Origin of the sequence: Ferrimicrobium acidiphilum DSM 19497, assembly GCF_000949255.1 — a bacterium.
Lineage (GTDB): Bacteria > Actinomycetota > Acidimicrobiia > Acidimicrobiales > Acidimicrobiaceae > Ferrimicrobium > Ferrimicrobium acidiphilum.
In genome coordinates this window covers 1-15,175 of sequence record NZ_JXUW01000047.1, presented here as the reverse complement: position 1 = coordinate 15,175, position 15,175 = coordinate 1, and the positions used below count along the sequence as shown (strand labels likewise).

The following is a 15,175-nucleotide window of genomic DNA, read 5'->3' as shown; positions in this document are numbered from 1 at the left end:
TCTACCAGATTTGGAGTCGGTTCCACGCTTAAGCGGGTTCAACCACTGGTTCACTCTCGTTACACCTCTCTGTCTTGCTAGCCGGACCCGAACCGTCTGGTAGTACCAGTTCGTCCCGTCGTTGTCAGGGCTGCTTCCTGCCCTCCCGAGCACCTCCTCGGTTAGGCTGCCCTCAGCTTCGCTGGGATGCTGCGACATCCCAAGAGGCGGTGTCCTTTCATCACCGCAGGAATACATGGCGCCTCATGGCGCACCTTAACCACATGAAATGGATCGAGACAGATTTGGGCGTTAGGTGCCTTCTCGCGGAAGGCCTTGGCAAAGGCTGGACCGAGATCCATGGTGGCTGCTTTGATCTTGGCAATCCGTTCTTCACCCAGGTCATCGAAGAATTCATCTAGGCTCTTGGCACTTTTCCCCTCTGCCCCGTAGACGATCTTGCCCGTCTCGTGATTGGTGACAAGCGTTAAGTAGTTGTGGTGTTTGCGATAACTGATCTCGTCAACCCCGAGAATGAAGAGGTCATCAAGACGGTTGGGATCGAGCTCTTGGCGTGACGACTCGTTCACAGATCGTTCCTACCGTGCGCCAGGCGACTCTGAGCAGTTTTGTCATGCGTGGTCCGAGTCATTTGGTACGGTCATCTTGGCGCATCCCCAAGCTACCAAGTGCTCGAAGTCCCTCGTAAACCGCGACTCCCCAACTGGTCGGGCAAATGGTACTGCCTCAGTGATCACCCCGTGGGTTGGACACCGGAGTCGTCTCAGTTGGCACGAGAGCCACGTCTGGTGAGTCCCGATGTCGAGGTGTCTCCAACGTGAGTCGAGCGTTCTCGTGTCATAACAGGCCCGGGTCGCATAGGAGCACTTAGGGCATACCAACCGCGATCGGGTAAGCCTGAGTTTTATCAGCAGTTCGTGTGGACGAACTAAAACCTCGATGACGGTGACACTGCGAAGGCCCAGCATCTGCTTAACTAGAGAGGTAGCGCGCACGGTTCTGAACTCCTTTTTTGATGGGTTGCTAACACCAAATTTAGAGCTCAGAAACCGTGCGCGTTTCTTATGTGGCTACTTCAGCCTCAAATACCCCCACTGAACTGGGGCTATGGATCAGATCCGTGCTAAATCTATCCACATGAATGTCAATAGAGCCAAACCGGCTCTATTGACATTCATGTGGATAAACTCGCCCTTTCATAGGGTAACTTCAAGTCAATCGGTCCACAAGCTAGCATCACCAGTGCGAGGGTAGCCTTGGCGGAGTGAAACCCATACGAGCGGGCAATGATGGAGCGAACTTTGGTGTTGAGTCCCTCGACCCTCCCATTGGATACCCCAAGTCTGATGGAGGCAAGTATCCCGTCTCGATGAGTTCGGATGGTCTTTGAGAGTCGGATGAAACTCGATAGTCGTGAGCGTGAGGCTCGCTTGCACCAGTGATCGAGCATCTCATTCACCTCGTCGATTTCGAGGTCTCCAGCAAAGATCGCCCGTAGGGACTCCTTCATCTCATAAGCTCGCCATAGAGCTCCCCCTCGTTGTTTGACAGCTAAGAGGGCTAGTCCTTGACGCTTGGTTAGGGTTCCTGGATTCTTCAACAGTGCCCACCGTGCCCCGGCGAACTTACGGGCAAAGGTAGGAGAGGGAAGCTTTCTCATCTCCCGCCAGAGATCCTTGCGTACCTCCTCTAGGAAGGTGGTGTGAAATACGCATCCCCAGAGGATCAGGTCCGGCGCAGGTCGTGGTTTTCCGTTTTGGCTTGTCTTAAGGGAGCTGACCTTTCGAAAGTATGCTCTGTGTTTTGAATTCACAAGGAGCTGATGGACTCGGGTTCTTGCCGGTGTGGCATGAAATGGGCTCCCATCTTTCCATTACATCACTACCTCCCATCCCCCACAGGGATTTGAGCGAGCTTGTAGCTTTGCCATGCGGGCAAGATTAGCCGCTCCGGCAAGGAGACTGAAGTCATTCCCAACTCGTAGGAGGCCACGTACCCTTGCTCTACGACCCCCGTGTTTGCGCCTCATGAGGTGTGCGAACTTACGCTCGACCTTGGGTCTGGTTGCTCTGTAGTCATCGCGCCAGACGGGATCGCGCTGACGGTTCCTTGCACGGGTGAGTGCTGCCTCGTGAGAGTTGATCGAGATGGTGCGACCCTGGGTCGCACTGGTGCATTGGTCTCTCATCTGGCACGGCGTGCAGGCCTCGACGAACTTGGCTACACCACCGCCATGACGATTGCGGTTGATAGAGACACGAACACCAGCTGGACAGGTCACGGTATCATCTGTCAGGTTGATGTCAAAGCGCTCCTTGGTAAAGAGCTCTCCCACAGGGTCTTGGGTCTTACAGCGTGAGTCGATCCCTGCTTGTTCGAGTCGGTCGTGAAACGACCCAGTGCCATAGGCGTTATCACCATAGACGGTTGGACGATCGATCTCATCAACATCTTCAGTTGGATCGGACCTATTAGCTAGATCGGCACCGACAATGAGATCGTCGCTCCCTACGCTGCCCTGGTCCTCTAGCAGGTCACCGATAAGATCTTGGGCTGCACTCGCATCACCAGCATTACCCGGGGTAACGATTGTGGAAGTGATGATCTCTGAATCGGGATCGATCGCGATATGGCCTTTGTACCCATCGAACTTATGATGGGTGGTCTTATGTCCATGACGAGCCTCTGGGTCAACCGTGGAGATGATCCGGTCCTTTGCGACCCTCCTAGCTATATGGAAGCTGCCGTCATCATCTTGTTCTAAGTCCTGGCCAACGACGGTTGCAAGGAGGTGTGCCGCCTGGTTCACCTCGGGCGTGAGCTCCTTGGCTTCAAGTACTACCAGGCAGGCATAGGCATCTTTAGCTCGAGAGTCGATGAGCTCTGCCTGGGCATCTCGATCATCCCAGTCAATGGTTGGTTTGGCAGAACTTGCGTAGTCATCCCCGCTGGTGAGCACCCTAACGAGTGAATCTCTAAGGGATCTATCAGCGACCTTGAGAAGGTTGCGTATTGCCGAGCGTATCAAGGTGATGGTGTCCATGGTAGCTACCGCGTCATAGAGAGGTGTAGAATCAAGTACCCGTTTGCGCCCCACTAGCCCAGCTGCACGTGCAGCTTGAAGAGAGATCTCAAAGACCCTGTCAGGCTTATCTGATCTGCGTAGGCGCTCTCGAAAGTCGACGAGTACCGTGTGAGAGAAGACCGGCCAAGCTGAGACATCGTAGCTACCGACTCCAGCCGCATAACGCCAGCGGGCATCGAAAGCGTAGCGCTCTGTTGCTTCACGATCTGAGCATCCCTCCAGACGTTGGAGCACCATGACCGTTGCTATCACCGATGGGGGGACTGATTGGCGTCCTCTCCCGGAGAAGAGATCGGCAAAGGCCTCATCAGGAAAGAGCCGGTTGCGCTCATCGTGTAAGAAGGCATAGATGGAATCCTTTGGGAGAGTCTTCTCACAGAACTGGGCCATATCGTCAAAGAAGTTAGATTGGGAATCTGCAATACCAAGGGACAATGGTCACTCCTCATAAGGTGCTTCTATACCTCAATTCTACCGTATGACCAGGACTTTTGCAACTTATCAGGGACAACAATACCCCCAAATTCCAAACGATCAGACAGAGTCAACTGCGATGTACGGCCAGAGCGCGATCGTGATTCACTGGAGGAGCAATCGCCCAAATCGCAGTCTCAGCCTTGGTCGGTCCATATCAGCGAGAAAGACACCACCTTCCTAGGGCCTCGGTTCCCAACTTAACCACATGAAATGGATCGAGACAGATTTGGACGTTAGGTGCCTTCTCGCGGAAGGCCTTGGCAAAGGCTGGACCGAGATCCATGGTGGCTGCTTTGATCTTGGCAATCCGTTCTTCACCCAGGTCATCGAAGAATTCATCTAGGCTCTTGGCACTTTTCCCCTCTGCCCCGTAGACGATCTTGCCCGTCTCGTGATTGGTGACAAGCGTTAAGTAGTTGTGGTGTTTGCGATAACTGATCTCGTCAACCCCGAGAATGAAGAGGTCATCAAGACGGTTGGGATCGAGCTCTTGGCGTGACGACTCGTTCACAGATCGTTCCTACCGTACGCCAGGCGACTCTGAGCAGTTTTGTCACCGTGGTCTTATCCATCTTGGCACATGCCCAAGCTACCAAGTGCTCGAAGTCCCTCGTAAACCGCGACTCCCCAACTGGTCGGGCAAATGGTACTGCCTCAGTGATTACCCCGTGGGTTGGACACCGGAGTCGTCTCAGCTGGCACGAGAGCCACGTCTGGTGAATCCCGATGTCGAGGTGTCTCCATCGGGAGTCGAGCGTTCTCGTGTCATAACAGGACCGGGTCGTATAGGAGCACTTAGGGCATACCAACCGCGATCGGGTAAGCCTGAGTTTTATCAGCAGTTCGTGTGGACGAACTAAAACCTCGATGACGGTGACACTGCGAAGGCCCAGCATCTGCTTAACTAGAGAGGTAGCGCGCACGGTTCTGAACTCCTTTTTTGATGGGTTGCTAACACCAAATTTAGAGCTCAGAAACCGTGCGCGTTTCTTATGTGGCTATTTCAGCCTCAAATACCCCCACTGAACTGGGGCTATGGATCAGATCCAGGCCAAATCTATCCACATGAATGTCAATAGAGCCCTAAAACCTCGACGACTCCTGACACTGCGAAGTCCCAGCATCTGCTTTACTACAGAGGTAGCGCGCACGGTTCTGAACTCCTTTTTGATGGGTTTCCAACACCAAATTTAGAGCTCAGAAACCGTGCGCGTTTCTCATACAGCCATTTCAGCCCCAAATACCTCCGTCGTACAAGGACTATGGGCCTTCCATGAGGGTCTGGGCATCCACATGAATCTCAATCAATAGAGCCGTTTGAATTCGCAGGAGATTAAACCAGTGGAGTGTTCGTTTGGCTACGGTGGCGCCATTAACGTTGATTGTCGGTTAGATGGCGCTGGTGAAGTCCAAGGGCTGTGTCTCCATGTGAAAATAGGCGGCAATGGCCTGCTGGATCCTTGCGCTGGCGTTGCCATCGCCGTATGGGTTTGTCTTTGTACTCATTTGGTTGTACAGTTGTTGGTCATCAAGCAATTGACACATCTTGTTTACAATGATGCTTGGAGATGTGCCTACTAGGACGGCATGACCGGAGATTATTCCTTCTGGGCGTTCCGTGGTTGTACGTAACACGAGGACGGGTTTGCCGAGTGCAGGCGCTTCTTCCTGGAGACCTCCGCTGTCAGTGAGTACGAGTGTTGACGCATTCAAGACTGTACATAAATCGCCATATTCTAGTGGTTCGGTGAGGATGATGTTAGATCTATCGGATAATTCAGTTAGTAGAGTATCCCGCACGATGGGATTGCGGTGCATGGGGAGTACGAAAAGTAGATCAGGATGTATGGCAATTAATTGGCGTATTGCGCTGGCTATTTGTCGTAGACCATCCCCCCAAGACTCGCGTCTGTGGGCTGTGACGAGAATAATCGGGCCCGGCCAAGTCAATATGGGTGTAAGGAGTGGATCAATCAGTGGTTTCGGATGATTGACACCCAAAAATAGAGCATCGATGACGGTGTTGCCAGTTACCACTATTCGTTCGGCGGAAATACCCTCGGTGATTAGATTTTGTTTTGCCTTGAGTGTTGGAGCAAAATGTATGTCGGTTATCACGGAAATTAAACGGCGGTTTGCTTCTTCAGGAAACGGCAAAGCGAGGGAAAAGCTTCGTAGGCCGGCTTCGACATGCCCTACCTTAACATGGCTGTAGAACGATGCAAGTGCTGCTACCATCGCGGTTGTCGTATCTCCTTGAACTAGTACCATGTCTGGTGTGGTATCGGACAAGAGCGACGACATTACACGGGCTGTATTACTGGTGAGTTGGAGTAGATCTGGTGTGGCCTCCATTACGGAAAACTTGAGATCGGGTTCGATGTTGAAGAAACGGAATGCCTGGTCTAACATTTCAGTGTGCTGACCGGTGGTCACTAGAGTCACGTTAAAGCGATTGTCGCCTCGAAGTAAATTGATCACGGGTGCGAGTTTTATTGCCTCTGGCCTAGTTCCGGCGATTATACAGATACGCTTGGTCACACTGGCCTCCTACGCCCAAGGTTAGTTTTGGCAGATCTTAGTGGATACGTAGTTGATGTGTGCCGTTATTGCGGTGTTGTGTGTTCCACTTGGGTCATGGCGATCGTCCTTTGTCGGGATTATTGGATTCGGGTTTCTTTGCTACATATTTGGTTGTCCCACGCAAGAGGTGTACCGAGTGATTGGAGCGAAACGATGAATTGTCTTGGTTTGACTATGTACGGTGTGCGAGAGGCTTGATTGTTGGGCTAGTTGATCCTGATTTCGCTTCGGCCCTAGTGTTCTTTCTCAGAAGTTTGCTCAGAAACGATCGTACCCAGATATTTCTGCATAGAAGCGAAGATCTCGTCGGCGCTCTTTGTCTCTGATGAAAGGCTTAGGGTTCTCGTTCTGGGCCTTGGCCCACTTGGTAATCCCTCTGTTGAGTTCGGTCACACTGTGGTGGACGCTGCGTTGTAGTAAGGGCCCTAGAACCAGCTCTCTACTTGAAACATCTGCGATGAGTACGTTGGTGTGAATTGGAACTGAAATCCTGGGTGGGCAAGCGGACGGCCCCTTGAGCCCGGTCCACTTCGTTTGTGAGACGACCACGTTCATTCTACTTGTCTCGGCCCTATGCTGCTTCAGACCGGAAGTAGTTCTCGGCGTAGAATCCTCGGTGTTTACTCGACCGCGTGAGAACCATTCTCTTCAGTCGTCACGTCGAGGGCCAAGAACTCGTGGGGGCTCAGGTAACCGAGGGAGCTATGTGCTCGGGTCCGGTTGTAGTCATGGCGATATTTATTGGTCAACAATTGCGCCTCGGTGACTGAGGTGAAGAGTTCACCGTTCAAGAGCTCGTCTCGTAATCTCGAGTTAAACGACTCACACTTCCCGTTCTGCCAGGGTGATCCTGGGTCGATAAAGTAAAGAGTGACGCTCATCTCTTTGGCCCAGTTCGAAAGAGCGTGTGAGATGAACTCTGGTCCATTGTCCATTCTGATGTAGACCGGGGTGGACGGCCCCTTGAGCCCGGTTCTCACTGATTCGGTCTTATGGGCTGCGTAGTTGTCCAAGACAACGTGAACTCTTAAGCTCTTTGGGTACTTTCTTGTCGATGAGCTCTAAGAACTGAGATGAACTCTACAGGCCTATGGGCAGCGGTCATCTTGGTGATTACCTTGCCGGAGGCGACATCGAGTGCGCACATTGTGGTTGCTGATACCGCCTGCGCTTGTACTGAAGTCCCTCGACGCAGGGGAACCCCTGGCACCACCCGGAGCATGGGTTGGGTGCGGTTGAGGGCTTGCACCTCTCGTCAACACAGAGGACGATCGTGCGCCTCCGGTGGGTTTATATAGATCCCAGCAACGTCTCTGACCTTTTCAGTGAACTCTGGATCGTTAGACACAGTAAAGCTTTCAACCATGTGAGGTTTGAGACCAAAGGTTCGCCATATCCTCCCCACCGTAGAGGGAGAGACACCAGCGGCGACTGCCATCGTATTGGTTGACCAATGAGTTGAGGCATCAGGTGGAGTGGTCGCGGTGGTGAGTTTGATGATCTCGGCGATCTTGTCGTCCCCATGGGTCCTCGGTACCCCTGACCTTGGTGCATCACCGAGGGATCTCACCCCATAGAGGGCGAATCTCCTTGGCCGCTTTGAGACTGTAAAGTGAGAGACATCGAGCTCATCAGCGCTTATCGCGAAGCCTAACATGCTCATTGGCCAACAGGGCTATCTTCGCTCGCACAACTTGAGCGGCTTCGAGCACTTCGCTTTGCGATGACCGATGCGAGGAACTCTTTGTCCTCATCGCTCAACGTGAGGACATAGGTGGGTCTACGTCCGGTACGCTTCTTGGTCCCTTGTGAATCTTTCGCCGCTCGGGTTACTTTGGATATTTGCTTGGCCATTGTCATTGCCTCTTCCTCCAAGGGAGTAGATGTACAATGGGTTCAACAGGGGCCGAATCTTTGAACTTCTCATTTCACAGCGAAACTTTGACTAGGGACACTAGTGGTGGCCCTAGACGTGAGATGGTTTTGGGGCAGAGGGTTAGGTGTCGGAGTTGAGGCGTATCGAGCCGTCTATATTGGTTAGGTGTCGTCGCTCATGAGTTCAAGGTTTCGCATAGTGCGCACAGTGGTTGTCGTGGCGTTTGTGACTGCGATGTTGGCGGGTTGTGGAGTTGTTTCGACTGCGGGTGGAACTCGCTCGCATGGTACGCATCGGCGGGTTGTAGGTCAGCTATCCCACCCCCTTCTCCCTCCTTCGGTACGGATTGTTCTATCGTCGACAGTATTAGAATCGATCTCGTGTAGCGTTTCGGGCTACTGTCTTGTGGAAGCTGAGTCCGGTCGATTCTGGTCGTTGTCGGGTATGTCCAAAGTCGTGGAGCTTGGCCAATCGCCATTGGTGCGTGTCAAAAACGCAGGGATTGGTAGCGCTAGTGTCAGTTGTTTCTCTGGTGATCGCTGCATGGCAATTCTGTTTTCCCGCGACGTTGTTGAATTGGTGAACGGAAAGTGGCAGAGGCCTGTAGGGCTGTCGTTGGGGCATGTGCTTACGGGATTGGGCTGTGCGGTTGATGGTTTCTGCGCTGCGATAGATGGACTTGGCGATGCATATCTCTTCTCCGGAGAGGCGTGGTCGACTGCTGTCAATGCGTGGGGTTCGGCGTTATCCATCAGTTGTCAGTCAAGTCAGTCTTGCTTCGCTGTTGGCGGCGGTGTCAGTCATTGGAATGGTGAAAAGTGGACAAAACCAGTGGCCATCGATCCCGGAGCATCCATGGTAGCTATTGCCTGTCTTGACAGCATGAGTTGTGTAGTCGTGGATAATGAAGGTAGGTACCTCCGATGGAAAACCGATCATTGGACTTCTTCTATCGATGTGACGTCAAGTTCCTTGGCTGCTGTAGCGAGTTTGAACAATGGAGATTACGTAGTCATCAGCGATGTCGGGGTTTTCTACTCACTACGTGCCGGCAAAGTCAAGAAAGTTGGTTCGCTTAAGAATCTGGATGGGTTGGTCAGTGGGATGGCCTGCACGACGGCCACCCCAGGTGATATCATCTGTTATGTCACGTCCACACGTGGTAGCGTGTATGTACAGAGGATCCCCCAGAGTTCGCTTGCCCGATGACCACTATTTGAAGCGCGAGATGAATGCCAGGAAGGGATGTTTATGTGACTGGATCTTTGCGGGTCAACCTCACGTCCAAGCCCAGAAGTTTTGGTTCGCTTCAAGGTCAGTGTCGACGACCCCGAGATATGGGTGGCATTGACGGTGATGTGTTTGGTGGTAGAGGGCTCGGCTGACAAAATGGGCTTCAGCACTCCGCTTAGCCATGACACTTGTAGTGTAGAGGCTTGTTTTCACTGAATCGGCGATATCAAAACCAGTCACCCAACGGGACACGGTTCTCGGCAACACTAAGGAGAATGCCAAGACATGTAGGGGTGAGAGGAGAGAGACCAGAGGAGGGCATAAAACTATTCAACGTCATCGATGAGTTGTCAAGAGAATAGCTGGTAACCCCCCCCCGTGGATTGCTCGACTGACACCGACGGAGTCATCCCGGCCCTCGATGGGATTGTGGCCGAACGTGTTGTCCTGGTCTACATCAGAATGAACAACAGACCAGAGTTCATCTCGCGGGCTCTTTTGAATTCGGCCTCTGACAAGGGTATTGCATTTTAGTTTATCAGTCCAGGTTCATCCTGGCACCAACGCGATGTGTGAATTGCTTAAAGTCAAGGCTAGGGGGTGAGCTTTTGAATGACGAACCGTTTATCTCAAGTCGCCGAAGCGCAATTGTTGACCAATGAATTTCGTAGCAACTACAAATTAGACCTTAAGCGGATGTCTCCCTCGGTTACCTTCAGCCTGCACGGGTGTGTGGCCCTTGAAGGCTAGGACGTGACACCTAAAGAGAATGGTTCTCGCTTACGTTAAGCAAACACCGAGTACACAACTTGTGGGGAACTACTCGGGGTCCGATACAGCATAGAGGCGAGACAAGTAGAATGGAAATGGTAGTCGTCACAGACGAAGTGGACCGGGCTCAAGGGGCCGTCCAATATCAAACGGGACGGCCGAGGAATTAATATCTTATTGTGCTCAATCATTGGCTGTCAGCAAGGGGTAGCACCTCTCGCCACGGTTGCTACTACAATTGGCTCTGAAGCAGCATTCGCCCAGTCTAAATCTAGGATAGTCGCCGTTGATCATCATTGACATAGTCCTCCTGGTAGCCTCGTTGGTTGCCACGCTAATAGGTGCGGCATCGGTTGCTGCATCGTTGGACTTTGACAGCTCGTCGATGATAGTCCTGGGAACGCTTGTCATTGCACTCGCCGAAACTGTCGTAGAGGGATTGGTGGCAGGCTTAGTTTTTCGTGAACTTGACGCTTATACCCTCACTGGACTTGCTTTGATGACAACGATCACGGAACTCGTGATTTTACGAAGACGTGGACGTAATCCCTTCGCCACCTTGTTCACCATCATGAGGCAGTTCGGCGGCTCTGTCCGAAGACTCATCACCAGTCCTCTTATTGTGTTACTTGTTATAGCCGTCTTGGTTGAATATACGTGGCAGTCTATCGAAATCATCAGACTCCCGATGGTGTCCTACGATAGTTTGAGTTACCATCTTATTGGGCCAGCAACCTGGCTTCAACACCACGCGATCGTTCAGAGCGATCAAAGTATCTTTGCGGATACCTATCCATCTGATCAGGGAGTACTGGTCGCATGGCTAGGTGCCTTCTTGCATACTCTACGTTATTCGCCATTCGTCAATTTCGCCTTTGTGATGCTGGGCGCGATATCAGGGTATGTTCTTAGTCGATTACTCAACGTACGACCTCGCTATGCAGCAATTGCTGCTTTAGCTTTCATGACGCTTCCGCCAATATTTTTGGAGTCTTCGACCGCCTACGTTGATATTGCTGCCGGAACAACAGTAGTTGCATCACTTTTGTTTGTTATCAACGTTTGGCATGGGAAACGAAATGCTGGTGGCAGTGCGCCCGGATTGCTTGGCTATCTTTTTCTCTCGGGGTGCGCACTTGGCTTGGCGACAGGTGTTAAGTCAGACAACTTAGTTATTATCGCTCCAGTCGCGATTGCAGCAATCACACAATACCTGAGAGGGACAACCGATACTTCGGGTCCAAAATTTGGTGTTGCAGCCGTCGTGCTCACCTTTCCTGTGGTTGCTCTCGGTGCATTTTGGTATATCCGTGCATGGATTGTCTGGAAAAATCCATTTTATCCGATTGACTTGCTAGGTTTCCATGGATACGGTACTATTCAGCAGCTCATTATTGGAAATAATGTACCGCAAGGTATTAAATCTGCGCCGTTGGGGTACCTAGGGCAAGTTGTCGTGTCATGGCTGACTGATTTACAGCACCACCCGTATTACTACGACTCTCGACCTGGCGGTTTTGGACTGCAATGGTTGTTCATCTTGGCGCCAGCTCTCATATATCTGCTGATATATACGTTTCGTTATAAATGGGAGTTCTTTTGGTTTTTGTGTCTACCGGTGATCATTGTATTGGTTCTAACTAGTGAGCCGTGGATGGCGAGATATTCAATGTCCCTATTTGTTCTAGCTTCTAGTGGTTTCGCAGTTATCCTGGAAAGATTCCAGATGGCCCGCTATCGTCTACTCCGTTACGCAGATGCAGCTTTACGTGTTAGTTTTGTCGTCTTAACGTTTGTGACACTAGTTTGGGCCAATACACCTACGGTATATTCAGCTAATGTAGATGGATATCCTACTTATCTTACGATATCGCAACTTGTTAAAGTTGCCATAAATGGAAATGCCAACAAGGTAATTGAACCTTGGCCCCAGTATGCCGCAGTCGATAGGTTGCCAGTTGGCTCCACCATCGCTTTTAGTGGCCTAGACTCTCCGATGTTCACTTATCCTCTTGTAGGGACTCGCTTTACTCGGGGCCTTGTTCGTTTACCTTATAGTGGAACATCGGCGCGTCAATTGGCGCTTTCGATGAGGCAGGCGAGTGCTGGTTATCTTATCATGGGCTACACCAATGGCGATAAGCAGCTTTTTCGGAACGTATCGAATGACTTATCACAATTCAGGCCGTTAACTACGAACGATACCGTCAACGGACAAGATCTGTTTGAGCTCGGTAATTGGAAGGCCTGTAGCGCTACTAAGTTCGTACTCACTGGAGTTAATAGACTTGGGCTACAGTTACAGGTTACTGCTAGATTGACTTCAAGTTGTGGTCCCGAGGTGGGACGGCCTGTTTTTTTATGGGAAGGACAGCAAAATACCCCGTTGTATTCTGGTCCGAGACATATAGTCATGCGTGGAAGAACAAATGTTGATGGTGTTGTAAGTTTTAAGATCGCTGGTGTAAAGCGTTCTTCGCGTTATTTTTTGCGTCAGCCTGGTGGGTATGTTGCTCATGTGTTATATGCACCTGCAGCGACGGCGCCCTTTACTTACGCATTTGTGCCGGTCATAAAGGCTAATCAGTAGATCGTGCTATGTCGTTGCTAGGTGGCGAGATATGCGAGGGCTAGTATTTAGGCTAGTGATAATAATGCGGTCTGTTCGCATTCGTAATGTCAATTATATAATTGGTCAAGGTTGTTTGGAGGTTTCGCATATGTGATGGTGTACTGGTTGTTGGAACTGCTGTATCGGGTCGAAATAGCGTTGCTTATTTAGTGGTGCATTTTGAGGTTGGTTGTTATTTCGCCGTTGTGATGGTGTTACCTGGTCGGTTGACGAGATGCTAACTATGCTGGATTCTTGCCCTGGCATTGAGTTCGAGAGGGAGAGCGTTCCTTGAATTGATGGTTATCAGACAGGATATCTTTGGTGCTTTGCGTGCCTTTGTGGTCGATGGTAGTGCTTGGGAGGTCAGCCGACTTAGCAATGGGTGGGATTGTGGGAGAGTTGCGTAGCGATGTATCCGTCGATTGTATAAGTTCTGGATTTAGGAGTAGGTCATATTTGCACACCGATATGGGATTCGATGTCTGGTGTAAGGGTGGCATTCTGGAAGGTGTTGCCCGTTTTCGATTCTGTGGGTCGCCGTCCTGTGAGCACGAATGCGAACTAGAGTTGTCTTTGTGACGTGTTGATGGTCTTTTGGAGAGATGTGAATTATAGGCGCATTGTCAGGATTCTCGCTGTGGTGCTCATGTGTGCTGGAATCTATGTGCTCGGTTTTGTACCTTATGCTCTGTTTGTGAGTCATCATTCGGCTGTTGTGGCACAGGATCGTCTTCAGCGGGCGTTAGCCAAAGGTTTGAAGACGAAGTCACTCCCGCTTGGATCAACTGATAGCTCGATTCCGCAGGTTCGTTGGCCGACGGAGATACCGACAGGCACACCTATCGCGAGGTTAAGTATTCCCTCGGCTGGAATACTTAACGATGTCGTTGTCGAGGGCGCCCAGAAGGTTCAGTTGGAGGAGGGTCCAGGCCACTACGCAGGAACGGCAATGCCTGGAAACGCCGGTAATATAGCCCTAGCGGGACACCGAACGACGTGGTTGCATCCGTTCTACAATTTGCCGGACGTGGGTATTGGTGACAGGATCGTGCTGGAGGTTGGAAAGCATGTCTGGGTCTATCGGGTCGTAGATCGCGCGGTAGTATCGCCTACCGATGTGTCTGTGTTGCAGCCTCTGCGAGGTTGGTATATTACCCTGACCACCTGTACTCCTCTGTACTCCGCTGCTGACAGGTTTATTGTTCGTGGTGTGCTCTCGATTGGAGCTACCCTGGCGGCGAATTCATCTGTGCATAGTTCGGCGCCGAGCAACTTTCAGGTTCGGTCCCTTCCTTCGAGCAAGGCTGTTTTGCCAGCTGTTCCCGGCTACCTTCTCCCGATCTGGCTCGGCGTGGCGGCGTGTTGTGTGTTGGGTGCATTCGTCGTAACACGACGTGTCTTAGCGATCCGGGTTGTACTCTTGGTGCTGGCTGCAGTAGCCGCGTTCGAATCGTACGGCGTCGCACTTAATCTTCTGCCGCGGACCTGGTAATACTGGCTGTACTGGTGATGGTCATTGACGAGGATGTTTACATCGTTGAGTGCCGTGTGAGGTTATTGGTTAGACCATAATCCGGCTCTATTGATATTCATGTGGATAGATTTGGCCTGGATCTGATCCATAGCCCCAGTTCAGTGGGGGTATTTGAGGCTGAAATAGCCACATAAGAAACGCGCACGGTTTCTGAGCTCTAAATTTGGTGTTGGAAACCCATCAAAAAGGAGTTCAGAACCGTGCGCGCTACCTCTCTAGTTAAGCAGATGCTGGGGCTTCGCAGTGTCACCGTCATCGAGGTTTTAGTTCGTCCACACGAACTGCTGGTAAAGCTCAGGCTTACCCGATCGCGGTTGGTATGCCCTAAGTGCTCCTATGCGACCCGGGCCTGTTATGACACGAGAACGCTCGACTCACGATGGAGACACCTCGACATCGGGACTCACCAGACGTGGCTCTCGTGCCAACTGAGACGACTCCGGTGTCCAACTCACGGGGTGATCACTGAGGCAGTACCATTTGCCCGACCAGTTGGGGAGTCGCGGTTTACGAGGGACTTCGAGCACTTGGTAGCTTGGGGATGCGCCAAGATGACCGTACCAAATGACTCGGACCACGCATGACAAAACTGCTCAGAGTCGCCTGGCGTACGGTAGGAACGATCTGTGAACGAGTCGTCACGCCAAGAGCTCGATCCCAACCGTCTTGATGACCTCTTCATTCTCGGGGTTGACGAGATCAGTTATCGCAAACACCACAACTACTTAACGCTTGTCACCAATCACGAGACGGGCAAGATCGTCTACGGGGCAGAGGGGAAAAGTGCCAAGAGCCTAGATGAATTCTTCGATGACCTGGGTGAAGAACGGATTGCCAAGATCAAAGCAGCCACCATGGATCTCGGTCCAGCCTTTGCCAAGGCCTTCCGCGAGAAGGCACCTAACGCCCAAATCTGTCTCGATCCATTTCATGTGGTTAAGGTGCGCCATGAGGCGCCATGTATTCCTGCGGTGATGAAAGGACACCGCCTCTTGGGATGTC

15 protein-coding genes are annotated in these 15,175 nt (G+C 51.6%); 5 read left to right on the top strand and 10 right to left on the bottom strand.

What is annotated here, in order from left to right:
- Positions 1–161 precede the first annotated feature (161 nt).
- From FEAC_RS13785 to FEAC_RS13745, 10 genes are all read right to left on the bottom strand, one after another.
- Positions 162–569 carry a transposase gene (locus tag FEAC_RS13785; protein WP_052566560.1) on the bottom strand — a complete coding sequence of 136 codons (408 nt, stop codon included), beginning with the start codon at positions 567–569 and terminating at the stop codon, positions 162–164.
- A gap of 42 nt (positions 570–611) precedes the next feature.
- Positions 612–995: a transposase family protein gene (locus FEAC_RS13780; RefSeq protein WP_052566559.1), complete on the bottom strand. Its 384-nt coding sequence runs from the start codon at positions 993–995 to the stop codon at positions 612–614.
- A 179-nt stretch (positions 996–1,174) separates the two neighbouring features.
- The gene (locus FEAC_RS13775) at positions 1,175–1,813 is read right to left on the bottom strand and encodes a transposase (RefSeq protein ID WP_269078286.1); all 639 of its coding nucleotides are present in this window, start codon (positions 1,811–1,813) and stop codon (positions 1,175–1,177) included.
- A gap of 60 nt (positions 1,814–1,873) precedes the next feature.
- The gene (locus FEAC_RS13770; RefSeq protein ID WP_035392425.1) at positions 1,874–3,520 is read right to left on the bottom strand and encodes a transposase; all 1,647 of its coding nucleotides are present in this window, start codon (positions 3,518–3,520) and stop codon (positions 1,874–1,876) included.
- A gap of 196 nt (positions 3,521–3,716) precedes the next feature.
- Entirely contained in the window at positions 3,717–4,073 is a 357-nt protein-coding gene (locus tag FEAC_RS13765; protein WP_052566557.1) for a transposase, read from the bottom strand.
- On the bottom strand, positions 4,030–4,485 hold the full coding sequence (locus FEAC_RS14960) for a helix-turn-helix domain-containing protein (RefSeq protein ID WP_082055668.1): 456 nt from the start codon (positions 4,483–4,485) through the stop codon (positions 4,030–4,032). The genes FEAC_RS13765 and FEAC_RS14960 overlap by 44 nt, the downstream gene beginning before the upstream one ends.
- A 466-nt stretch (positions 4,486–4,951) precedes the next feature.
- Positions 4,952–6,103 carry a non-hydrolyzing UDP-N-acetylglucosamine 2-epimerase gene (gene wecB, locus FEAC_RS13760; protein WP_035391916.1) on the bottom strand — a complete coding sequence of 384 codons (1,152 nt, stop codon included), beginning with the start codon at positions 6,101–6,103 and terminating at the stop codon, positions 4,952–4,954.
- Between the two features lie 662 nt (positions 6,104–6,765).
- Positions 6,766–7,158, bottom strand: a complete 393-nt coding sequence (locus FEAC_RS13755; protein WP_152623275.1) for an integrase core domain-containing protein — start codon at positions 7,156–7,158, stop codon at positions 6,766–6,768.
- Positions 7,159–7,400: 242 nt separating this feature from the next.
- Entirely contained in the window at positions 7,401–7,808 is a 408-nt protein-coding gene (locus FEAC_RS13750; RefSeq protein ID WP_152623274.1) for a helix-turn-helix domain-containing protein, read from the bottom strand.
- Positions 7,805–8,005 carry a hypothetical protein gene (locus FEAC_RS13745; protein WP_035391921.1) on the bottom strand — a complete coding sequence of 67 codons (201 nt, stop codon included), beginning with the start codon at positions 8,003–8,005 and terminating at the stop codon, positions 7,805–7,807. Before FEAC_RS13745 ends, FEAC_RS13750 begins: the two co-directional genes overlap by 4 nt.
- 193 nt (positions 8,006–8,198) lie before the next feature.
- Here FEAC_RS13745 and FEAC_RS13740 point away from each other — a divergent pair, with 193 nt between their 5' ends.
- The 5 genes from FEAC_RS13740 to FEAC_RS13720 form a co-directional block, all read left to right on the top strand.
- Complete coding sequence (locus FEAC_RS13740; protein WP_035391923.1) at positions 8,199–9,230, top strand: hypothetical protein; 1,032 nt, start codon at positions 8,199–8,201, stop codon at positions 9,228–9,230.
- A gap of 1,081 nt (positions 9,231–10,311) precedes the next feature.
- Entirely contained in the window at positions 10,312–12,615 is a 2,304-nt protein-coding gene (locus FEAC_RS13735) for a hypothetical protein (protein ID WP_035391925.1), read from the top strand.
- A gap of 628 nt (positions 12,616–13,243) precedes the next feature.
- On the top strand, positions 13,244–14,131 hold the full coding sequence (locus FEAC_RS13730) for a class E sortase (RefSeq protein WP_160290423.1): 888 nt from the start codon (positions 13,244–13,246) through the stop codon (positions 14,129–14,131).
- A 242-nt stretch (positions 14,132–14,373) separates the two neighbouring features.
- Complete coding sequence (locus tag FEAC_RS13725) at positions 14,374–14,757, top strand: transposase family protein (protein ID WP_052566553.1); 384 nt, start codon at positions 14,374–14,376, stop codon at positions 14,755–14,757.
- 42 nt (positions 14,758–14,799) lie between these two features.
- Positions 14,800–15,175: transposase (locus tag FEAC_RS13720; RefSeq protein WP_160290422.1), on the top strand; the 376-nt coding region annotated here is incomplete at its 3' end.